This is a genomic window from Zobellella denitrificans, assembly GCF_002407485.1.
Lineage (GTDB): Bacteria > Pseudomonadota > Gammaproteobacteria > Enterobacterales > Aeromonadaceae > Oceanimonas > Oceanimonas denitrificans.
On record NZ_CP012621.1, the window covers coordinates 1 to 22500 of the forward strand.

The following is a 22500-nucleotide window of genomic DNA, read 5'->3' on the forward strand; positions in this document are numbered from 1 at the left end:
TTGTTTATAAGGTGGAGGATCCTGTGCATGAGGTTGTGACGATCCGGCAGAAGTCAAGGATCATATTTTCCCGGATCGGCGCGATCCGGCTAGAGATCCTCCCCCCGGCTCAGTAGAATAACTGCCCCTTGCTTGATCCCTTATGTTCCAGGAGTACTGATGAGCACTATGCTTTGGCAGCAGTGTCTTAACCGGCTACAAGATGAATTGCCTTCCGCGGAATTCAGTATGTGGATCCGGCCGCTGCAGGCGGAGCTCGCCGACAATACCCTGACCCTGTTCGCTCCCAACCGCTTCGTGCTGGACTGGGTGCGGGACAAGTATCTGATCCGGATCAACGGCCTGCTGGGCGAGTTTTGCGGCAACCAGTGCCCTCAGCTGAAGTTCGAGGTGGGCAACAAACCGGCCCAGGTCAATCTGATGGCCAACAACAAGCCCCAGGCCAGGGTGCAGGCGGCGCCCTCCTGGATCGAGCAGGCCGAAGACAAGCCCCAGATCAACCACAAGAGCAACATGAACCCCAACTACACCTTCGACAACTTCGTCGAGGGTAAGTCGAACCAGCTGGCCCGGGCCGCCGCCCGCCAGGTGGCGGACAATCCGGGCGGGGCCTACAACCCCCTGTTCCTGTACGGCGGCACCGGCCTGGGCAAGACCCACCTGCTGCACGCGGTGGGCAACGGCATCCGTGCCCGCAAGGCGGACGCCAAGGTGATCTACATGCATTCCGAGCGCTTCGTGCAGGACATGGTCAAGGCGCTGCAGAACAACGCCATTGAGGAGTTCAAGCGCTACTACCGCAGCGTGGATGCCCTGCTGATCGATGACATCCAGTTCTTCGCCAACAAGGAGCGCTCCCAGGAGGAGTTCTTCCATACCTTCAACGCCCTGCTCGAAGGCAACCAGCAGATCATCCTGACCTCGGATCGCTACCCCAAGGAGATCGACGGGGTGGAGGACAGGCTCAAGTCCCGCTTCGGCTGGGGGCTGACGGTGGCGATAGAGCCGCCGGAGCTGGAAACCCGGGTGGCGATACTGATGCGCAAGGCGGCCGAGAACAACATGCACCTGCCGGACGAGGTGGCCTTCTTTATCGCCAAGCGGCTGAGGTCCAACGTGCGCGAGCTGGAAGGGGCCCTGAACCGGGTGATCGCCAACGCCAACTTCACCGGCCGTGCCATCAACATCGACTTCGTGCGCGAGGCGCTGCGCGACCTGCTGGCATTGCAGGAAAAGCTGGTGACCATCGACAACATCCAGAAGACGGTGGCCGAGTACTACAAGATCAAGGTGGCGGATTTGCTGTCCAAGCGCCGTTCCCGTTCCGTGGCCCGCCCGCGCCAGTTGGCCATGGCCCTGGCCAAGGAGCTGACCAACCATTCGCTGCCGGAGATCGGCGACGCCTTCGGCGGCCGGGATCATACCACCGTGCTGCACGCCTGCCGAAAAATCGGCCAGCTGCGGGAAGAGAGTCATGATATAAAGGAAGATTATTCCAATCTTATCCGTACCCTGTCTTCCTGAACCGGAGAACCCCATGCAGTTTACCATCAGCCGTGAAGCGATTTTGCGTCCCCTGCAATTGGTATCCAGTGCCCTGGGGGGCCGCCCCAATCTGCCGATCCTCAACAACATACTGCTGAACGTGAGTGAAGACTCGCTGTCGATGACCGGCACCGATACCGAGGTGGAAATGGTGGCCCTGGTGCCCCTGGCGGCGCCCGCCACCACCGGCCGCACCACGGTGCCGGCGCGCAAGATGCTGGACATCTGCCGGGGACTGCCCGACGGCGCCGAGCTTACCTTCACCCAGGAAGGAGAGCGCTTGTTGCTGCGCTCCGGGCGCAGCCGCTTCAACCTGTCCACCCTGCCGGCGGAAGACTTTCCCAATATCGAGGAGTGGAGTTCGGAGCTGGAGTTCGACATCAACCAGCTGGCCTTGAAGAAGCTGATTGAGTCCACCCAGTTTTCCATGGCCATCCAGGATGTGCGCTACTACCTCAACGGCATGCTGTTCGAGACCGAGGGTCAGTGGCTGCGCACCGTGGCCACCGACGGCCATCGCCTGGCCACCTGCCAGCGCCAGTTGCTGGCGGAGGAACTGCCGACCCAGCAGGTGATAGTGCCGCGCAAGGGGGTGCTGGAACTGGTCAAGCTGCTGGAGCACGAGGAGCAGGACGTACGCCTGCAGATCGGCAAGAGCAATATCCGGGCGGTGACCCCCGGCTTTATCTTCACCTCCAAGCTGGTGGATGGCCGCTTCCCCGACTACCGCCGGGTGCTGCCGCGGGAATGCGACAAGACCCTGATCTGCGGCCGGGAAGAGCTGAAGCAGGCCTTCTCCCGGGCTGCCATCCTGTCCAATGAAAAATTCCGTGGCGTGCGGCTCAACATGCAGGAGCAGACCCTCAAGATCACCGCCAACAACCCCGAGCAGGAAGAGGCGGAAGAGGTGCTGGACGTGGACTACCAGGGCAGCGAGCTGGAAATCGGCTTCAACGTTTCCTATGTGCTGGACGTGCTGGGCACCCTCAAGTCGGACAGGGTCAAGATCAGCCTGAAGGACGCCGGCAGCAGCGGCCTTATCGAAGCAGAAGACAACGGGGATGCGCTCTACGTGGTGATGCCGATGCGGCTCTGACATGGCCCTGCTCAATCTCCAGCTCAAGGATTTTCGCAATATCCGCCATGCCCGCCTGGTGCCCGCCGCCGGCATCAACCTGCTGGTCGGCCCCAACGGCAGCGGCAAGACCAGCGTACTGGAAGCCATCCATTACCTGGGTGTCGGCCGCTCCTTCCGTACCCACCTCACCGGCCGGGTGATCCAGCAGGGGGAGCAGGCCTTTACCCTGTTTGCCCGGGTACGACGGGACGACGACGGCCTGGCGGTGGGGCTGAGCAAGACCCGGGGTGGCGATACCCGACTCAAGGTGGGCGGTCGGGTGGCGGAGCGGCTGGCCGATCTGGCCCATATCCTGCCCATTCAGTTGATCCACCCGGAAGGGTATAATCTGCTGACCGGCGGGCCCAAGCTGCGGCGGGCCTACCTGGACTGGGGCCTGTTCTATTCCAACCCGGATTTCTTCGCCGCCTGGGGGCGCTTTCGCCGGCTGCTCAAGCAGCGCAACGCCCTGCTGCGCCAGCAGCGTCCCTACCGGGAGCTGAGTTACTGGGATCCCCAGCTGGTGGCGGTGGGCGAGGAACTGAGCCGTTTCCGGCAGCACTACGCCGATGCCATCTCCCCGGTGATCAAGGAGATAGCGGCAGATTTTCTGCCCGAATACGATTTTTCCTTCGATTTCTTCCGGGGCTGGGATCGACAGGCCGAACTGGCCAGGGTGCTGGAGCAGGGCTATGAGCGCGATCTGGGGCTGGGTTATACCCAGTCCGGGCCCCACAAGGCCGAGATCCGCATCAAGGCCAGGGGCATGCCGGTGCAGGATTTATTGTCGCGCGGCCAACTGAAGCTGCTGGTGTGCGCCATGCGCCTGGCCCAGGGACTGCACCTGAAAACGGCGTCCGGCCAGGACTGTATTTTTTTGATAGACGACTTTGCGTCCGAGCTGGATGAGCAAAAGCGGGGCCTGCTGGCCGCCCGGTTGAACGAGCTGGGTGCCCAGGTCTTTATTTCCGCAATCGAGGCAGCCCAGCTCGGTCAGATGATCACACGGGACAACAGTAAGCTGTTTCACGTGAAACAGGGTGAAATCACCGAAACCCAGGAGTGCGAGTAAGCCAATGAGTGAACACACTTACGACTCTTCGAGTATTAAGGTATTGAAAGGTCTGGACGCGGTCCGGAAACGGCCGGGCATGTACATCGGCGACACCGACGACGGTACCGGCCTGCACCATATGGTGTTCGAGGTGGTGGACAACTCCATTGACGAAGCCCTGGCGGGCCACTGCAAGGACATCGTCGTTACCATCCACGCGGATGGCTCTGTTTCCGTGTCCGACGATGGTCGGGGCATTCCGGTCGATATTCACCAGGAAGAGGGACGCTCGGCGGCGGAGGTGATCCTCACCGTGCTGCATGCCGGCGGCAAGTTCGACGACAACTCCTACAAGGTGTCCGGCGGTCTGCACGGGGTGGGGGTCTCGGTGGTGAACGCCCTGTCCGAGAAACTGCAGCTCACCATCTGGCGCAACGGCAAGGTGCATGAGCAGACCTATGTGCACGGCGAGCCCCAGGCGCCCCTGGCGGAAGTGGGCGAGACCACCAAGTCCGGCACCCTGATCCGCTTCTGGCCCAGCCATGCCACCTTTACCGACACCGACTTCCATTACGACATCCTGGCCAAGCGGCTGCGGGAGCTGTCCTTCCTCAACTCGGGCGTGTCCATTCGCCTGCTGGACGAACGCGACAACAAGGAAGCCCACTTCCAGTACGAGGGCGGCATCCAGGCCTTCGTGGAATACCTGAACCGCAACAAGACCCCCATCCATCCCAAGGCCTTCCACTTCGCCACCGAGCGGGAAGACGGCATCGCGGTGGAAGTGTCGATGCAGTGGAACGACTCCTACCAGGAGAACATCTTCTGCTTTACCAACAACATCCCCCAGCGGGACGGCGGTACCCACCTGGCCGGCTTCCGGGCGGCGCTGACCCGCACCCTGAACAGCTACATGGACAAGGAAGGCTACAGCAAGAAGGCCAAGACCTCCGCCTCCGGCGACGATGCCCGGGAAGGCCTGACCGCGGTGATTTCGGTCAAGGTGCCGGATCCCAAATTCTCCTCCCAGACCAAGGACAAGCTGGTGTCGTCCGAGGTGAAGACGGCGGTGGAGCAGGCCATGGCCGAGCGGCTGAACGAGTTCCTGCTGGAAAACCCCAGCGACGCCAAGATAGTGGTCAACAAGATCATCGACGCGGCCCGGGCCCGGGAAGCGGCACGCAAGGCGCGGGAGATGACCCGGCGCAAGGGTGCCCTGGATCTGGCCGGGCTGCCCGGCAAGCTGGCCGACTGCCAGGAGAAGGATCCGGCCCTGTCCGAACTCTACATCGTGGAGGGTGACTCGGCGGGCGGCTCCGCCAAGCAGGGGCGCAACCGCAAGTACCAGGCGATACTGCCGCTCAAGGGCAAGATCCTGAACGTGGAGAAGGCGCGCTTCGACAAGATGCTCTCTTCCCAGGAGGTAGCCACCCTGATCACCGCCCTGGGCTGCGGCATCGGCCGGGACGAGTACAACCCGGACAAGATGCGCTACCACCACATCATCATCATGACCGATGCCGACGTGGACGGTGCCCACATCCGCACCCTACTGCTCACCTTCTTCTACCGGCAGATGCCGGAGATCATCGAGCGCGGCTACGTCTATATCGCCCAGCCCCCCCTGTACAAGGTGAAGAAGGGCAAGCAGGAGCAGTACCTGAAGGACGAGCCGGCCATGCTGCAGTTCCAGACCAGCCTGGCGCTGGATGGCGCCTCCCTGCACGTCAACGAGTCGGCCCCGGCCATCGCCGGCGAGGCGCTGGAGAAGCTGGTCAACGACTACCGCAAGGTGCAGGAGCTGATCGTGCGACTGTCGCGCCGGGCGCCGGAAGTGGTGCTCAACGAGCTGATCTACCAGCCGGAGCTGACCCTGGAGGCGCTGGCCGACGAGGCCCGGGTACAGGCCTGGGTGGCGGCCATCAACCAGTCGCTGGAAAACAGCAACACCAACGGTACCCAGTATGTGCTGGATTGCCGCTACTCCGAGGAGCGCCACTGCTACCTGCCGCTGGTGAAGGTGCGCCAGCACGGCATGGAGCGGGAGTTCCCCATCAGCTACGACTTCTTCGCCTCCGGCGAATACCGCAGCATCGTCGCCCTGGGCAAGGGTATCGCCAACCTGATCGAGGAGGGCGGCTTCGTCAAGCGGGGCGAGAAGACCAGACCGGTGGCCAGCTTCGCCGAGGCCCTGGAGTGGCTGATGAGCGAGAGCAAGCGCGGCCTCTATGTACAGCGCTACAAGGGGCTGGGCGAGATGAACCCGGAGCAGCTGTGGGAAACCACCATGGATCCGGAAACCCGCCGCATGCTGCGGGTGACCATAGAGGACGCCGTGGCCGCCGACCAGCTGTTCTCCACCCTGATGGGTGACCACGTGGAGCCGCGCCGCGACTTTATCGAGACCAACGCCCTCAAGGTGGCCAACCTGGATATTTGATCCGGGCCGGCAGGCAAACAGAAGGAAAAGGGAGCCAAAGGCTCCCTTTTTTATTTACCTTGGAGCGGGTTTGACCAGCGACGGGACAGGAATGACCGCCCAGGGCGGTGTCACCCGCATAGCTGACAGCGGTTATCGCGAACCGGACAGGGGGAGTTTCAGACTAGACTGATAAGTGATGCGTCGAGTATGGGAAGAGGGTGAGATGGGTAACAGCAGCCGAAAATACTCCAGCCGGGTGGTGGACGGGCCTACCCGGGCGCCGGCCCGGGCCATGTTGCGGGCCACCGGTTTCACCGACGGCGACTTTCACAAGCCCCAGGTGGGCATCGCCTCCACCTGGAGCAACCTCACTCCCTGCAACATGCATATCAACGGCCTGGCGGAGGAAGCGGCGCGGGGCGCCGACGGCGCTGGCGGCAAGAGTGTCATCTTCAATACCATCACCATCTCCGACGGCATTGCCAACGGCACCGAGGGCATGAAGTATTCCCTGGTGTCCCGGGAAATCATTGCCGATTCCATCGAGGCGGTGGCCGGTTGCGAGGGCTTTGACGGCCTGGTGGCCATCGGCGGCTGCGACAAGAACATGCCCGGCTGCCTGATCGGCCTGGCCCGGCTCAACCGGCCGGCGGTGTTCGTTTACGGCGGCACCATAACCCCCGGAGACAACCATACCGACATTATCTCGGTGTTCGAGGCGGTGGGTTCACATGCCAAGGGCGACATGACGGCCATAGAAGTGAAGCGCATCGAAGAGACCGCCATTCCCGGCCCGGGCTCTTGCGGCGGTATGTACACAGCCAACACCATGGCCTCGGCCATCGAGGTGATGGGCATGAGCCTGCCGGGCAGCTCGGCCCAGAATGCCACTTCGGACACCAAGCTGAGGGACTGTCGGCAGGCGGGCGAGGCGGTGCTGCGACTGCTGAAACACAACATTCGGCCGTCCGACATCATGACCCGGCCCGCCTTTGAAAACGCCATTACCCTGGTGATCGCCCTGGGCGGTTCCACCAATGCCGTGCTGCACCTGCTGGCCATGGCCCATGCGGTGGGCGTGGAGCTGAGCCTGGACGATTTCACCCGCCTCGGCAAACGGGTGCCGGTGCTGGCGGATCTGCGCCCCAGCGGCCATTACATGATGTCGGAGCTGGTGGCTATCGGCGGCATACTGCCGCTGATGAAAACCCTGCTCGACGCCGGCCTGCTGCAGGGTGACTGCCTCACCGTGACGGGCAAAACCCTGGCCGAGAACCTGGCCGGTGTTAATCCCTATCCACCGGGGCAGAACATCATTCGCCCCCTTGCCAATCCCATCAAGCCCGACAGCCATTTGCGCATACTGTATGGCAACCTGGCGCCGGGCGGCGCCGTGGCCAAGATCACCGGTAAGGAAGGGCTGAGCTTTACCGGCCCGGCCCGGGTGTTTGACTCGGAAGAGGAAACCCTGGCGCGTATTCTCGACGGCTCCGTGCAAAAAGGCGACGTGGTAGTGATCCGCTACGAAGGGCCAAAAGGGGGCCCCGGCATGCGGGAAATGCTGAGTCCGACCTCGGCCATCATGGGGCGCGGTCTGGGCAAGGGTGTTGCGCTGATCACCGATGGTCGCTTCTCCGGCGGCAGCCACGGCTTTGTGGTGGGGCACATCACACCCGAGGCGCGTCAGGGCGGTCCCCTGGCGATAGTGGAAGACGGCGACGTCATCACCATCGACGCCGAGCATAACCGGCTGGAGCTGGATCTGACCGACAGCGTGATCACCGGGCGCCTGGCCCGCTGGCAGCCGCCCGAGCCCCGTTATCGCCGGGGCGTGCTGGCCAAGTATGCCCGGGCCGTGGGCCCGGCATCCCAGGGGGCGGTAACCGACGCCCAGGAGGACGGCAACTGAGCGAGCAAAAAATTATCGATTGCGTGCTTGAAAGCGTAAAAAACCATCCCTATATCTTTTAATGAACAAGGCGGGTCGCTCGGTTGAGGGCCCGCACCGCCCGTCCGAATGGAGGGCAAGCCATCATCGCTCATTGGAGGATATGATTATGTCACGCTTCGATTTTTCACCCCTGTACCGCTCCGCCATCGGCTTCGATCGCCTGGCATCCCTGATGGAAAACGCCGCCAGCGGCACCGGCAACAACGGCTACCCGCCGTACAACATCGAACTGCTCAGCGAGAACCAGTACCGCATCTCCATGGCCGTGGCCGGTTTTGGCCGCAACGAGCTGGAAATCACCAGCCATGAAAACACCCTGATGGTGAAAGGCCACAAGGAGCAGGAGCAGAATCCCAGGAATTATCTCTATCAGGGCATTGCCGAGCGCGGCTTCGAGCGCCGCTTCCAGCTGGCCGACCACATCCGGGTGGTGGGTGCCGATCTGGAAAACGGCCTGCTGCACATCGATCTGGTGCGAGAAGTGCCGGAGGCCGCCAAGCCGAGGACCATCGCCATCGGCCAGGCCGAGTAAAACCAACTCTGCACATCAACCTATTGCTTTAATGGAGGATAGGAACATGAGCCGTTTTGATTTTAGCCCCCTGTATCGCTCTGCCATCGGCTTCGACCGGCTGATGGGCGATCTGGAAAACCTGCTGCAGCACAAGGGGGAAGCATACCCGCCTTACAACATCGAGAAGCAGGACAACGATCACTACCGCATCAGCCTGGCGGTGGCCGGTTTCCGGGAGTCCGAACTGCAGCTTTCCGTGGAGCAGAACATGCTGCTGGTGAAGGGCAGCCGGGAAAAGCCCGCCGGCGACAGCCGCTACCTGTACCAGGGCATCACGGAGCGGGACTTCGAGCTGAAATTCCGCCTGGCCGATCATGTCCAGGTGGCCGGCGCCCGGCTGGACAACGGCCTGCTGGTGATCGATCTGCAGCGGGAGGTGCCGGACGAGCTGAAGCCCCGCCGCATCGAAATTGGCCAGGGCCGTACCCTGGAGCACAAGAGCGAGTAAACCTTACTCTTGAATGACAGCGCCGGCGTCATGCCGGCGTTGTTGTTTCTGCTATGACTGGCCGTAAAGCGCCAGTATTTCCCGCGCCAATATCGCTATGCCGGCCTGCACGTCCGCTTCCGGCTGGGCGTAGTTGAGGCGGATGCACTGCTTGCTGTGAGCCCAGTCTTCATCTTCTATGCCGGGAAAGAAGTAGTGCCCGGGCACCACCAGCAGGCCTTGCTGCTTGAGGCGCTGATAGAGCTCCTGGCAGTGGATGGGCAGATCCTCGAACCACAGCCACAGGAAGAGCGCGCCTTCCGGCTTGTGGATATGGAACTGGGGCAGGGGAATGGCCTCTTGCAGCCAGGCGACCGCCTGCTGCGCCTTGGCCTGGTAGAAGGGACGGATAACCTGGTTGCTGAGCTCGATGACGTCGCCGCTTTCCATCATCGGCAGGGTCAGGGCCGGGCCCATGCTGCCCGGCGCCAGGTTGACGATGCCGCTGATGTTGGTGATGGCCTGGATGATGGTGGGGTTGGCCACCACTATGCCGCAGCGTACCCCGGGCAGTCCCAGCTTGGACAGGCTCATGCACAGTATGGTGTTGTCGTTCCAGAACGGCCTGGCATCGGTGAAGATGATGTTGGGGAAGGGCGTGCCATAGGCATTGTCGATCAGCAGCGGTATGCCCTTGTCCCGGGCAATCTGATCCAGGTGCACGATTTCTTCGTCGGTGAGCACGTTGCCGGTGGGGTTGGTGGGACGGGACACGCAGATCAGGCCGATGTCGTCGCCCACTTCCAGCTGTTCGAAATCCACATAGTACTTGAACAGGCCATCGTCCAGCTTGCGGATATCCGGCTTGCAGGCGACGAAGTGGTTCTCGTCCAGGGCACTGTCACCGTAGCCGATGTATTCCGGGGCCAGGGGGAAGAGCACCTTCTTCTTTCGGCCGTCGGCGAACTCGCCGGCCAGCAGGTTGAACAGGTAGAAGAAGGCGGTCTGGCTGCCGTTGGTGAGGGCGATGTGCTCGGGGCCCACCGGCCAGCCCAGCTCGCGGGACAGCAGGCCGGCCAGGGCGCGGATAAAGGTGTCCTTGCCCTGGGGGCCGTCGTAGTTGGCGATGGCCTTCAGCAGCTCGCCGGTCTTCAGCAGTTGCTGGGCCTGCTGATCCAGGTAGGCGAGCACCTCGGGGATGGCGGCCGGGTTGCCGCCGCCCAGCATGATGGTGTTGGGCGCGGTCAGGCCCTGGTTGAGATCGTCCATCAACTGGGTGATGCCGGCGTGGCGGCTAAACTTCTGACCGAAGGTTGAAAATTCCATGGAACTTGTTACCGGAAGGAGTGGGTTGACCAAAAGCCCACGTTAGCCCATCTCGGCGCCGCTGTCGACCGCCCGGAGGGATGGCCCCTGTTCCACGTGAAACAGGGGCGGGAACCCCGGCAGGAGTTCAGTAGGAATAGGTCTGGGTCGGCTTGGCGTATTTGGCGGGCTGGGCCTCGTAGCTGACCTTGAGCGCCAGCACGGTGCACTTTTCGTCGCTTTCGAGGAAAGGAGCCAGCTCGTTGAGCATGTGCTGTCGTTCGGGGGAGTCGTGCCAGCGTTCCCAGCAGCCGATATTCTCCCAGTTGGAGATCACGTAGAAGTGGTTGGGGTGGTTGAGGTCGCGGTAGGCATCGCCCTTGAGAAAGCCGGGTCTGTCGGTGATCTGCAGCATCAGGTTGCGCACCGTTTCCTGATAGACCTCTTCCAGCCCTTCGGCGACGTGACGTTCGATAATGACTTTGATCATGGCAGTATCCTTGCTGCTGAATGACATCACTTAATATGTAACACAGATCCTTGCCGATTTTGGTAAGACCAGAGAATTTAAACAAAAAGCCCCGCGAGATGCGGGGCTGACTGGCGTTACTGCAGCAGGGAGATATCCGCAACCTGCAGGAAGAGATTGCGCAACTGGTTGAGCAGGGCCAGGCGGTTGAGGCGGATGGCCTCGTCGTCGGCCATCACCATCACCTGATCGAAGAAGCTGTCCACCCCTTCGCGCAGGGCGGCCAGTTCGTTCAGGGCGTTGCCGTAGTCGGCGGCGGCAAACAGCGGCGCCAGACGGGTGGAAAGCTCCGCCAGCTGTCCGGCCAGCACCTTTTCCGCTTCGTCCTGCAGCAGGGCCGGGTTCACCTCGGCGGGGATATCGCCTTCGAACTTGGCCAGGATATTGCCCACCCGCTTGTTGGCGGCGGCCAGGGCGGCGGCCGCTTCCAGCTGACGGAAGGCGCTCACGGCCCTGACCCGGGCGTCGAAGTCGGCGGGGCGGGTCGGCTTGCGGGCCAGCACCGCCTGGATGACGTCCACCTCATGGCCCAGATCCTGGTACCAGGCGCGGAAGCGGCCGAGCATAAAGTCCAGCACCTCGTCGGCCACCCGGTCGTTGGAGAGCTTGTCGCCGTAGAGGGTGCGGGCCTGCTCGATCAGCGTCACCAGATCCAGGTCGCAACCCTTCTCGACGATGATGCGCAGGGCACCCAGGGCGGCCCGACGCAGGGCGAAGGGATCCTTGTCGCCCTTGGGGGCCTGGCCGATGCCGAAGATGCCCACCAGGGTGTCCAGCTTGTCGGCCAGGGCCAGGGCGGCGGAGATGTCCTGGCCGGGCAGCTCGTCACCGGCGAAGCGGGGCTGGTACTGCTCCTTCAGGGCCAGGGCCACGGCCTCGTGCTCGCCGTCGTGGCGGGCGTAGTGCATCCCCATCACCCCCTGGGTGTCGGTGAATTCGAACACCATGTTGGTCATCAGATCGCACTTGGACAGCAGGCCGGCCCGTTCGGCCAGCGCCCGGTCGGCGCCGATGGCGGCGGCGATGAAGCCGGACAGGGCGCTGATGCGTTCGGACTTCTCCCGCACCGTGCCCAACTGTTGCTGGAACAGCACATGGTCCAGCTGCTCCAGGCGGGAGATCAGCGGGGCCTTGCGATCGGTATTGAAGAAGAACTCGGCGTCGGCCAGGCGCGGGCGTACCACCTTTTCGTTGCCGCTGACGATCTGGCTCGGATCCTTGGACTCGATGTTGGTGACGAAGATAAAGGTCGGCAGCAGGCGGCCGTCGGCGTCGTACACCGGGAAGTACTTCTGGTCGCCCTTCATGGTATGCACCAGGGCTTCCGCCGGCACCGCCAGGAACTTCTCCTCGAAGGAGGCGGTGAGCACCACCGGCCACTCCACCAGGGAGGTGACTTCTTCCAGCAGCTCGTCGTCCAGATCGGCGACACCGCCCGCGGCGGCGGCGGCCTGTTCCGCCCCGGCCTTGATGATCGCCTTGCGACGTTCGAAGTCGGCCAGCACCTTGCCGCGCTCTTCCAGCTGTTGCAGGTAGTGATCGGCATGGTCCAGCTGGAACTCCTGCTCGCCCATGAAGCGGTGGCCGCGCAGGGTGCGACCGGCGTCGACGCCCAGTATGGTGGCGGGCAGCAGTTGTTCGCCCAGCAGCAGGGTGACGGTATGCACCGGCCGGATGAACTGGGTGGACTTGTCGCCCCAGCGCATGGCCTTGGGGATGGGCAGTCGGGCCAGGGCTTGTTCGACCATGGCCGGCAGCAGCTCGGCGGCGGTCTTGCCCTTGACGTCGGCCAGGTGTACCAGCCACTCGCCTTTGTCTGTCTTCAGCCGGCCGGCCTGCTCGATGCCGATGCCGTTGCCGGCGGCCCAGCCCAGGGCTGCCTTGGTGGGATTGCCGTCGGCGTCGAAGGCGGCCTGCACGGCGGGGCCGCGTTTTTCGATCTGCTTGTCGGCCTGGCCTTGGGCCAGCCCGGTGACCTGCACCGCCAGTCGGCGGGGGGCGGCGTACCAGCGCACTTCGGCGAAGGGCAGCTCGGCGTTGGTCAGCTCAAGCTTGAGGTTGTCGGCGAAGGCTTCGCCCAGGGTGCGCAGCGCCTTGGGCGGCAGCTCTTCGGTACCGATTTCTACCAGGAAATTCTGTTCGGCCATGCCCTTATCCTTCTTTCTTGCACATGGGGAAGCCCAGGGCCTCGCGGGAGGCGTAGTAGGCCTCGGCGACGGCTTTGGTCAGGGTGCGGATGCGCAGTATGTAGCGCTGGCGTTCGGTTACCGAAATCGCCTTGCGGGCATCCAGCAGGTTGAAGGCGTGGGCCGCCTTGAGGATCCGCTCGTAGGCGGGCAGGGGCAGCGGTTTTTCCAGGGCCAGCAGGTGCTGGCATTCCTTCTCGCACTGCTCGAAGAAACCGAACAGGAAATCCACGTCGGCATATTCGAAGTTGTAGGTGGACTGTTCCACCTCGTTCTGGTGGAAGATGTCACCATAGGTGGTCTTGCCCAGGGGGCCGTCGCACCACACCAGATCGTAGACCGAGTCCACGCCCTGGATATACATGGCCAGGCGCTCCAGGCCGTAGGTGATCTCGCCGGTCACCGGCCGGCACTCCAGGCCACCCACCTGCTGGAAGTAGGTGAACTGGGTCACTTCCATGCCGTTGAGCCAGACTTCCCAGCCCAGGCCCCAGGCGCCCAGGGTGGGGTTTTCCCAGTTGTCTTCCACGAAGCGGATATCATGCACCTGCGGGTCCAGGCCCAGCTCCTTCAGCGAGCCCAGGTACAGCTCCTGGAAATTGTCCGGCGACGGCTTGATGATCACCTGGAACTGGTAATAATGCTGCAGCCGGTTGGGGTTTTCGCCGTAGCGGCCGTCGGTGGGACGGCGGGAAGGCTGCACATAGGCGGTGGCGATGGGCTCCGGTCCTATGGCCCGCAGGCAGGTCATGGAGTGGGAAGTGCCGGCCCCCACTTCCATGTCCAGCGGCTGCACTATGGTGCAGCCTTGCCGGGCCCAGTAATCCTGCAATGTCAGGATCAGACCCTGAAAGGTATTGATATCGAATTTTTGCATGATGTTCGCGCCTTGATATAGGTGCATTCGCAGTGTGAAACTAGGTCAAAGAGTATACCTGCTGACCCGGTGTGAATATAGGCTGAATTCGAGGAGAGACCATGCTGGAACGCTGCGGCTGGGTCAATGAGGACCCGCGTTATATCCATTACCATGATCACGAGTGGGGCGTGCCCGAATACGACGGTCGGGCCCTGTTCGAGAAGCTGTGCCTGGACGGCCAGCAGGCCGGCCTGAGCTGGTTCACCATCTTGTGCAAAATCCCCGCCTACCGGGCCGCCTTCGCCGGCTTCGAGCCCGGGCTGATCGCCCGCTTTGATGAGCGGGATGTGGCGCGGCTGATGCAAGACAGCGGCATAGTGCGCAACCGGCTCAAGATCCAGTCGGTCATCAAAAATGCCCGGGCCTACCTGGCGATGGAGGAAGAGGGGCTTGATTTCGGCCGCTGGCTGTGGGACTTCGTCGGCGGCGAGCCGGTGGTGAACCGCTGGCCCAGCCTGGGCGCGGTGCCGGCCACCACCCCGGTATCGGACGCCATGGCGAAGGCGCTGAAGCAGCGGGGCTTCTCCTTCGTGGGCAGCACCATCTGCTATGCCTTTATGCAGGCGACCGGCATGGTGAACGATCATCTGTTGAGTTGTCCCTGCCATCCGGACAACGTCAGCCGTTGACACCTGGCCGCAAGGAGTCTTTGTCGAACGCCCTGGAGGGCGCTATATTGTCGAGTACTTGTGCTCGTTATCAACGGAACCCCGATATGAAAAAAATCTGCTTGGCCGTGGCTGCGGCGATGGCCCTTTCTGCTTGTACTACCAACCCCTATACCGGTGAATCCCAGACCTCCAAGGCGGCCATTGGCGGTGGCATCGGTGCCCTGGCCGGGGCGGTGATCGGCGGGGCTTCGGCCAGTTCCAGCGATCGCAAGAAAGGCATCCTGATCGGCGCCGCCAGCGGCGCGGCCCTGGGCGGCGGCGTGGGTTACTACATGGACGTGCAGGAAGCCAAGCTGCGGGACCAGATGCGCGGCACCGGCGTCAGCGTGACCCGCAATGGCGACAACATCATCCTCAACATGCCGAGCGCCATCACCTTCGCGGTGGACAGCGCCGATCTGTCTCCCAGCTTCTACAACACCCTGAGTGGGGTGGCCATGGTGCTGAAAGAATATGACAAGACCTGGGTACACGTGGTCGGCCATACCGACAGCACCGGCTCCGCCAGCCATAACCAGGCGTTGTCCGAGCGCCGTGCCGCTTCCGTGGGCCAGTTCCTGATCAGCCAGGGCGCGGCCGCCAACCGGTTCAATATCCGCGGCGTGGGCTTCAACCAGCCGGTGGCCAGCAACGACACCGAGCAGGGCCGGGCGCAGAACCGCCGGGTGGAGATCACCCTGAGCCCCATGTCCTGAGCCGGGTCGTGGGCATCTGCCGTGTCCCGGCAGGCCTGCGAAATACTGCGTTGAGAGATGCCCGCGTCGCGGGCATTTTTTATGGCCGCAGCCAGGCCAGCAGCGACATCCATACCGGCAGTATCGCCATGGCCAGCAGGGTCTGGCCGGTGATGATGGCGGCCATCAGGGGAGCATTGCCGCCCATCTGCCGGGCCAGGATATAGGACGAGGTAGCGGTGGGCAGGGCGGTGAAGAGCACCACCACCCCCAGCTCGATCTCGCCCAGCCCGGTCAGCCAGCCGACCAGCAGGGCCAGCATGGGCAGGGCGGCAAACTTGATGGCGCAGGCCTGCCAGAAGGCCCGGCCGGTGCCGCGCAACGCCTTCAGTTGCAGTGCCACCCCCACCGCGATCAGCCCCAGGGGCAGGGCCGCCTGTCCGGCCAGGCTCAGGGTATCCCGGCTCCAGCCCGGCAGGCCGATACCGGTGACATTGAGGCCGATGCCGGCCACGCAGCCCAGCAGCAGCGGATTTTTGGCCAGGGCCTTGATGGCATTCCAGAGCCCGGACTGGCCGCCGCCGTCGACGCCCACGAACATCAGCACGCAGAGGATATTGACCAGCGGCACCATGACGGCGATGGCCACGGCAGCGGCAGTGATGCCGGCGTCGCCGTAGAGGGCGGCGGCCCCGGCCAGACCCACGTAGGTATTGAAGCGCAGGGCGCCCTGGAATACCGAGGTGAAGGAGGACATGTCCAGCCCCAGTCTGTTCCTGGCCAGCCACAGCACGGCGGCCAGCACCAGCAGCAGGCCGGCGAGCAGGCCGACCATGCCGGTGAAGGCGACCCGGCCGAAGTCGGCGGTAGCCAGGGTGCTGATCAGCATGGCCGGAAACAGCAGGAAGTAGATGAAGCGCTCGGCGCCGTGCCAGAACTGTTCGTCGGGAAAACGCAGCCGGCGGAGCAGGGTGCCGGTGAGGATTAGCAGGAAGAGGGGGCCAAGAGCATGGCTGACGGCCAGCATGGGGTGTCCTTACAAAGAGAGTTGTTCGAACCCCCAGCTTATCAGCTTGTGACGGGCGGCCATATCCGCCCTTCGGCGAGTCAGGCGCCTTTCTGGATCAGGAACTGATAGGGCAACTGCTCGACCTGGCTGGACAGCAGCACATGGTCCATGAAGCGGCAGAAGCTGGGGATGTCCCGGGTGGTGGAGGGATCGTCGGCGGTGACCAGCAGGGTCTCTCCGCTGGCCATGTTGCGTACCTGCTTGCGCACCATCATTACCGGCTCGGGGCAGCGCAGGCCGGTGGCATCCAGACGGTGCTGGGCGTCGGAAAAGAAATCGGTCATGGTTTTACTACCTGGTCGTTAACCCCGCCTATATTACCCTTGCTGAATAAATGGTCAACCGTGACCACGATCAAAAAAGGGCAGGGGAAGCCCCTGCCCAAAATCGACCATAGAAGTTTCTTGTTTCCCCTAAACCCGTTCAAACACGGTGGCGATGCCCTGACCCAGGCCGATACACATGGTGGCCACGCCCAGGGTGGCGTTCCTGTTCTCCATCAGGTTGATCAGGGTGGTGGAGATGCGGGCGCCGGAGCAACCCAGGGGGTGGCCGAGGGCGATGGCGCCGCCGTTGAGGTTGACCTTGTCGTCCATCACCTCCAGCAGCCCCAAATCCTTCAACACTGGCAGCGACTGGGCGGCGAAGGCCTCGTTCAGTTCGAACAAGTCGATGTCCTGCACCGACAGGCCGGCCCGCTTGAGCGCCTTGTGCACCGCCGGCACCGGGCCGTAGCCCATGATGGAGGGGTCACAGCCCGCCACCGCCATGGCCTTGATGCGGGCGCGGGGCCTGAGGCCCAGGGCGGCGGCCTTGTCGGCGGACATCACCAGCATGGCGGCGGCGCCGTCGGACAGGGCGGAGGAGGTGCCGGCGGTGACGGTGCCGTTGGCCGGATCGAAGGCCGGGCGCAGCTGGGCCAGGGACGCCAGGCTGGTTTCCGGGCGGATCACCTCGTCGGTCTCGAGCCGGGTCAGGCTGCCGTCGGCGGCATGGCCGTTGGTGGCCAGGATCTCGTTGGCGAAGCGGCCTTCCACCGTGGCCTGGTGGGCCCGTTGATGGGATCGCACCGCGAAGGCGTCCTGCTGCTCCCGGCTGATGCCGTGCAGCCGGCCCAGCAGTTCGGCGGTCAGGCCCATCATGCCGGCGGCCTTGGCCACGTTCAGCGCCAGGCCGGGATGGAAGTCCACCCCGTGGTTCATGGGCACATGGCCCATGTGCTCGACCCCGCCGATGATGAAGACGTCGCCGTCACCCACCATGATGGCGCGGGCGGCGTCGTGCAGCGCCTGCATCGAGCTGCCGCACAGCCGGTTGACGGTGACGGCGCCCACTTCCTTGGGCAGACCGGCCAGCAGGGCGGCGTTGCGGGCCACGTTGAACCCCTGCTCCAGGGTCTGCTGCACGCAGCCCCAGTAGATGTCTTCCACCTCGGTGGCGGCCAGGGCGGGGTTGCGGGCCAGCAGCCCCTGCATCAGGTGGGCGGACAGATCCTCGGCCCTGACGTTGCGGAATGCGCCGCCTTTGGAGCGCCCCATGGGGGTGCGAATACAATCGACAATGACCACGTCTTTCATGTTGTCGTCTCCTTCCGCCAAATCAGTAAAAGGTCTTGCCGTCGGCGGCCATCTGGCGCAGTCCGGGGCTCACTTGATAGAGGGGGCCCAGGTGGGCGAACTTGTCGGCCAGGGCCACGTAACTGGCCAGGCCCAGGGTGTCCAGGTAGCGGAACACGCCGCCCCGGAACGGCGGGAAGCCGAGGCCGTACACCAGCGCCAGATCCGCCTCGGCGGGGGAGCCGATAATGCCTTCTTCCAGGCAGAGCACCACCTCGTTGATCATGGGGATCATCATGCGGGCGATGATATCGTCCTGGGCAAGCTCCGCCTGGCTGGTCACCACGGCCTGCAGCAGCTGGTAGCTCTGCGGGTCGGCTTCCTTCTTCGGCTTGCCCTTCTTGTCCTGGCTGTAGGCGTAGAAGCCCTTGCCGTTCTTCTGGCCGAAACGCCGCTGTTCGTACATGACGTCGATGGCATCCTTGCCGGCCTTGTTCATGCGCGCCGGGAAGCCTTCGGCCATGACGGCGGCGGCATGGTGGCCGGTGTCGATACCGACCACGTCGAGCAGGTAGGCGGGGCCCATGGGCCAGCCGAACACCTTTTCCATCACCTTGTCGACCTGCACAAAGTCGGCGCCGTCGGCGATTAGCTTGCCAAAGCCGAAGAAGTAGGGGAACAGCACCCGGTTGACGAAGAAGCCGGGACAGTCATTTACCACCACCGGCGATTTGCCCATGGCGGCGGCGTAGGCCACCACCTTGTTGATGGTGTCGTCGCTGGTCTGCTCGCCGCGGATGATCTCCACCAGAGGCATGCGGTGCACCGGGTTGAAGAAGTGCATGCCGCAGAACCGTTCCGGGCGCTGGAGGCTCCTGGCCAGGGTCGAGATGGGAATGGTAGAGGTGTTGGAGGCGATGACGGCGTCCTCGCTCACTTTGGTTTCCACCTCGGCCAGCACCTGGGACTTGATCTTGGGGTTTTCGACCACGGCTTCCACCACCATGTCCACGCCCTGCAGGCCGTCGTAGCTCAGGGTGGGGGTGATGCTGGACAGCACCTGGGCCAGCTTGAAGCCATCGATCTTGCCCCGCTCCAGCTGCTTGTTGAGCAGCTTGCCGGCCTCGTTCATGCCGAGCGCCAGGGCCTGGTCATTGATGTCCTTCATTACCGCCGGTATGCCTTTCACCGCCGACTGGTAGGCGATGCCGCCACCCATGATGCCGGCACCGAGCACGGCGGCCTTGCGGGTGGCCGGGGCCGCTTTGGCCGCCTTCTTGGCCTTGCCCTTGATGAACTGATCGTTCAGAAAAATGCCGACCAGGGCGCGGGCCACCGGGGTCTTGGCCAGCTTGACGAAGTTGTCCTGTTCTACCAGGAGGGCGGCGTCACGGCCCAGGGCGGCGGCGGCCTCGATGGTTTTCACCGCGGTGATCGGCGCCGGATAGTGGGGGCCGGCCTTGGCGGCCACCATGCCCTTGGCGGTGTTGAAGCTCATCATGGCTTCCAGCTTGTCCAGGGTCAGGGGCGCGCATTTGCGGGCGCGCTTGCCCTGCCAGTCCTGCTTGCCGGCGGTAGCGTCCTGCAGCAGGCGAATGGCGGCGGCCTGCAGCTTGTCACTGTCGACCACGGCATCCAACACGCCCACGGCCAGGCAGGCCTCGGCCTTGTTTTCCTGCCCCGTGGTGATCCATTCCATGGCGTTGTCTGCACCGATAAGGCGCGGCAAGCGCACTGTGCCGCCGAAGCCGGGCATGATGCCTAGCTTGGTTTCCGGTAGGCCGATGCGGGCGCTGGCATCACCGATACGGTAGTCGGTGGCCAAGATGCATTCGCAACCGCCGCCCAGGGCATAGCCCCTGACCACGCTGAGGGTGGGGAAGGGCAGGTCTTCTATGCGGTTGAAGATGGCGTTGGCCTTGGCCAGCCAGTCGCCAAGCTCGGCTTCCGGCAGCTCGAACAACCCCAGAAATTCGGTGATGTCGGCACCGACGATAAACGCATCCTTGGCGCTGGTCAGCATCAGGCCGCGGATACCGCTGGTCTGTTCCAGCACCGTCACCGCTTCTTCCAGCGACAGCAGGGTGGCGCGGTCGAGCTTGTTGATGGCGCCTGCGCCATCGAATCGCAGTTCAGCAATACCGTCTTGCAACAGTTGCACAGAGAGGGCTTCGCCTTGATAGATCATCCTCATAATCTCCTTGTTCCCTTGGGCTGCTCCGACTCTCCCGGGCAGGGATGGGCTCACTATGAACAGAAAAACATCGGATTTCAACACCTATTTTAAACAATCGTTTTAATTTTGTGTGGCTCTTGTAACAGCCCGTCACCGGCGTGTCCGAATGAGCAAAAGATGACTTCCCTGCCCGATTCGGCAACAATGTTGCGCTCTTTTTTCCAGGCAGGCCAACAGGTCGAATAAACAATAGCAGGCGAGCTTTGCCGTAACCGGGATCCGTGCCGTGAATATGTCTCCTTATCCGGTGCCTGCCGGCCCACTGGTGTGGGAGCAGGACATCAAGAAAAGCCGTTTCATCGCCTACCTGGCGCATACGCCGGATCCAGCGGCGGCGAAAGCCTTTATCGAGGCGGTGCGGGCCCGGGAACCTGCTGCCGGCCACCACTGCTGGGCGTTCGTCGCCGGCGCCCCGACGGATTCCCGGGTGCTGGGCTTCAGCGACGACGGCGAGCCCTCGGGCACCGCCGGCAAGCCCATACTGGCCCAGTTGCAGGGCTCGGGCATCGGCGAGATCACCGCCGTGGTCTGCCGTTACTTCGGCGGCATCAAGCTGGGCACCGGTGGCCTGGTACGGGCCTATGGCGGAACTGTGGCATCGGCCCTGGCGCAACTGGAAACCCGGGAGCGGCGCATCATGGGGCGGGTGGCCATCAGCGCCGACTACGGCGACATGGCGCTATTGGAGTTCCTGCTGGGTGAATTCGAGGGGCTCTGGCTGGAGGTCGAGTACGGTGCCGGGGTGACGGGAACACTGTCGATTGAGGCACGTGTCATACCCGAATTTTGCCGTCAACTGCTGGATCGCAGTCAGGGACGTTTAAAGGCCAGGCCGCTGGAACAGGCGCTGGATTAATCGGTTATCAGTGTATCGGAATCACCATGCATATTCGCACAATTATCCGTATCGTGGGCATCCTGGTGGCCCTGTTCAGCGTGACCATGCTGGCGCCGGCCCTGGTGGCCTATATCTACCGGGACGGTGCCGGCCTCGACTTTTTCAGTGCCTTTGTCATCTGCTTGATCCTGGGGTTGGCACTCTGGTTTCCCAACCGCACCCACAACAAGGAATTGCGGGCCAAGGAAGGTTTTCTGATCGTTGTGCTGTTCTGGACGGTGCTGGGCAGCGTGGGGGCCATTCCCTTTATACTTAGTGCCGAACCCAGCATGACACTGGCGGAGGCCTTTTTCGAGTCGTTTTCCGGGCTGACCACCACCGGCGCCACCGTGATCAGCGGACTGGACGAGTTGCCCAAGGCGATACTGTTCTACCGGCAGATGCTGCAATGGCTGGGGGGCATGGGCATCATAGTGCTGGCGGTGGCCATCTTGCCCATCCTCGGCATCGGTGGCATGCAGCTGTTCCGGGCCGAGATCCCCGGGCCGGTCAAGGATAACAAGGTGGCGCCACGCATTGCCGAAACCGCCAAGGCCCTCTGGTACATCTACCTGGTGCTGACCATCGCCTGCGCCCTGCTGCTGTGGCTGGCGGGCATGAACCTGTTCGATGCCATCTGCCATGCTTTTTCTACCGTGGCGATAGGAGGCTTCTCCACTTACGATGCCAGCATAGGCCACTTCAACAGCCCCATGATCAACCTGATCATAGTGGTGTTCCTGATGATTGCCGGGGTCAACTTCACCCTGCATTTTGCCGCCTTTGCCAACAGGGGCACGAGGTTGTCGGTGTATCGCCTCGATCCGGAGGTCAAGGCCTTTATCGGGGTGCAGGTGGTGCTCACCCTGATCTGCATGTCGGTGCTGATGGCTCACCGGGTTTATTCCGATCCCTGGCAGGCGCTGGATCAGTCCCTGTTCCAGGCGGTCTCCATTTCCACCACCGCCGGCTTCAGCACCACCGGTTTTTCCGAGTGGCCCCTGTTTCTGCCGGTATTATTGATGTTCGCCTCCTGTATCGGGGGCTGTGCCGGCAGCACCGGCGGTGGTATAAAAGTGGTCCGGATCATGCTTCTTAATTTGCAGGGGATGCGGGAACTCAAGCGCCTTATCCATCCCCGCGCCGTCTATCGAATAAAACTTGGCAACAAGGCACTAGCTGATAGAGTGGTGGAGGCGGTATGGGGCTTCTTTGCGGCCTATGCCCTGGTGTTCGTGCTCTGCATGCTGGCCCTGCTGGCGACCGGCATGGACGAGCTGACGGCCTTTACCGCCGTGGTGGCTACCCTCAATAACCTGGGGCCGGGACTGGGGGAGGTGGCAGCCAACTTTGGCTCCACCACTGATACCGCCAAGTGGATCATGATC

At 63.0% G+C, this 22500-nt stretch carries 19 protein-coding genes (1 of these 19 only partly in view); 11 read left to right on the forward strand and 8 right to left on the reverse strand.

Going from position 1 to position 22500, the window contains the following annotated elements; genetic code table 11:
- Nucleotides 1–159 precede the first annotated feature (159 nt).
- The 7 genes from dnaA (at nt 160) to AN401_RS00035 (ending at nt 9111) form a co-directional block, all read left to right on the forward strand.
- On the forward strand, nt 160–1524 hold the full coding sequence (gene dnaA / locus AN401_RS00005; protein ID WP_094038864.1) for a chromosomal replication initiator protein DnaA: 1365 nt from the start codon (nt 160–162) through the stop codon (nt 1522–1524).
- Nucleotides 1525–1537: 13 nt separating this feature from the next.
- Nucleotides 1538–2641, forward strand: a complete 1104-nt coding sequence (dnaN, locus tag AN401_RS00010) for a DNA polymerase III subunit beta (RefSeq protein ID WP_096778210.1) — start codon at nt 1538–1540, stop codon at nt 2639–2641.
- A gap of 1 nt (nt 2642) precedes the next feature.
- Nucleotides 2643–3734: a DNA replication/repair protein RecF gene (recF, locus tag AN401_RS00015; RefSeq protein ID WP_096778211.1), complete on the forward strand. Its 1092-nt coding sequence runs from the start codon at nt 2643–2645 to the stop codon at nt 3732–3734.
- A 4-nt stretch (nt 3735–3738) separates the two neighbouring features.
- Nucleotides 3739–6156, forward strand: coding sequence for a DNA topoisomerase (ATP-hydrolyzing) subunit B (gene gyrB / locus AN401_RS00020; RefSeq protein ID WP_096778212.1), 2418 nt, complete (start codon nt 3739–3741; stop codon nt 6154–6156).
- A gap of 205 nt (nt 6157–6361) precedes the next feature.
- Nucleotides 6362–8047: a dihydroxy-acid dehydratase gene (gene ilvD / locus AN401_RS00025; protein ID WP_096778213.1), complete on the forward strand. Its 1686-nt coding sequence runs from the start codon at nt 6362–6364 to the stop codon at nt 8045–8047.
- A gap of 148 nt (nt 8048–8195) precedes the next feature.
- Nucleotides 8196–8621 (forward strand): Hsp20 family protein, encoded by a 426-nt coding sequence (locus AN401_RS00030; RefSeq protein ID WP_094038887.1) that lies wholly within the window; start codon nt 8196–8198, stop codon nt 8619–8621.
- Nucleotides 8622–8667: 46 nt separating this feature from the next.
- Nucleotides 8668–9111, forward strand: coding sequence for an Hsp20 family protein (locus tag AN401_RS00035; protein WP_096778214.1), 444 nt, complete (start codon nt 8668–8670; stop codon nt 9109–9111).
- Between the two features lie 51 nt (nt 9112–9162).
- Here the strand turns inward: AN401_RS00035 and AN401_RS00040 are convergent, their stop codons facing one another.
- From AN401_RS00040 to glyQ, 4 genes are all read right to left on the reverse strand, one after another.
- Nucleotides 9163–10416, reverse strand: coding sequence for a valine--pyruvate transaminase (locus tag AN401_RS00040; protein WP_096778215.1), 1254 nt, complete (start codon nt 10414–10416; stop codon nt 9163–9165).
- Between the two features lie 127 nt (nt 10417–10543).
- A complete protein-coding gene (locus AN401_RS00045) occupies nt 10544–10885 on the reverse strand; it encodes an antibiotic biosynthesis monooxygenase family protein (RefSeq protein ID WP_157772119.1) in 342 nt (113 codons plus the stop codon).
- 116 nt (nt 10886–11001) lie between these two features.
- Nucleotides 11002–13071, reverse strand: a complete 2070-nt coding sequence (gene glyS / locus AN401_RS00050; protein ID WP_096778216.1) for a glycine--tRNA ligase subunit beta — start codon at nt 13069–13071, stop codon at nt 11002–11004.
- A gap of 4 nt (nt 13072–13075) precedes the next feature.
- Nucleotides 13076–13987: a glycine--tRNA ligase subunit alpha gene (gene glyQ, locus AN401_RS00055; RefSeq protein ID WP_094038873.1), complete on the reverse strand. Its 912-nt coding sequence runs from the start codon at nt 13985–13987 to the stop codon at nt 13076–13078.
- Nucleotides 13988–14088: 101 nt separating this feature from the next.
- Here glyQ and AN401_RS00060 point away from each other — a divergent pair, with 101 nt between their 5' ends.
- Together AN401_RS00060 and AN401_RS00065 are read left to right on the forward strand one after the other, a co-directional pair.
- The gene (locus tag AN401_RS00060; protein ID WP_094038874.1) at nt 14089–14658 is read left to right on the forward strand and encodes a DNA-3-methyladenine glycosylase I; all 570 of its coding nucleotides are present in this window, start codon (nt 14089–14091) and stop codon (nt 14656–14658) included.
- A gap of 86 nt (nt 14659–14744) precedes the next feature.
- Entirely contained in the window at nt 14745–15395 is a 651-nt protein-coding gene (locus AN401_RS00065) for an OmpA family lipoprotein (protein ID WP_094038875.1), read from the forward strand.
- Between the two features lie 79 nt (nt 15396–15474).
- On the opposite strand, the gene AN401_RS00070 is transcribed toward AN401_RS00065, so the two are convergent.
- The 4 genes from AN401_RS00070 to fadB all read right to left on the reverse strand — a co-directional run bounded on the left by AN401_RS00070 (nt 15475) and on the right by fadB (nt 20187).
- Nucleotides 15475–16401: an AEC family transporter gene (locus AN401_RS00070; RefSeq protein ID WP_096778217.1), complete on the reverse strand. Its 927-nt coding sequence runs from the start codon at nt 16399–16401 to the stop codon at nt 15475–15477.
- Between the two features lie 80 nt (nt 16402–16481).
- A complete protein-coding gene (gene tusA, locus AN401_RS00075) occupies nt 16482–16727 on the reverse strand; it encodes a sulfurtransferase TusA (protein ID WP_096778218.1) in 246 nt (81 codons plus the stop codon).
- Between the two features lie 129 nt (nt 16728–16856).
- Nucleotides 16857–18020: an acetyl-CoA C-acyltransferase FadA gene (fadA, locus tag AN401_RS00080; RefSeq protein ID WP_096778219.1), complete on the reverse strand. Its 1164-nt coding sequence runs from the start codon at nt 18018–18020 to the stop codon at nt 16857–16859.
- A 22-nt stretch (nt 18021–18042) separates the two neighbouring features.
- On the reverse strand, nt 18043–20187 hold the full coding sequence (gene fadB, locus AN401_RS00085) for a fatty acid oxidation complex subunit alpha FadB (RefSeq protein ID WP_096778220.1): 2145 nt from the start codon (nt 20185–20187) through the stop codon (nt 18043–18045).
- Nucleotides 20188–20467: 280 nt separating this feature from the next.
- On the opposite strand from fadB, the gene AN401_RS00090 reads away from it, so the two are divergent.
- A complete protein-coding gene (locus AN401_RS00090; RefSeq protein WP_096778221.1) occupies nt 20468–21091 on the forward strand; it encodes a YigZ family protein in 624 nt (207 codons plus the stop codon).
- A 26-nt stretch (nt 21092–21117) separates the two neighbouring features.
- Nucleotides 21118–22500: the 5' portion of a TrkH family potassium uptake protein gene (locus AN401_RS00095; protein ID WP_094038881.1), read on the forward strand. Its footprint extends 75 nt past the window's final position; the window shows 1383 of its 1458 coding nt (coding positions 1–1383); the start codon lies at nt 21118–21120; its stop codon lies beyond the right edge, outside the window.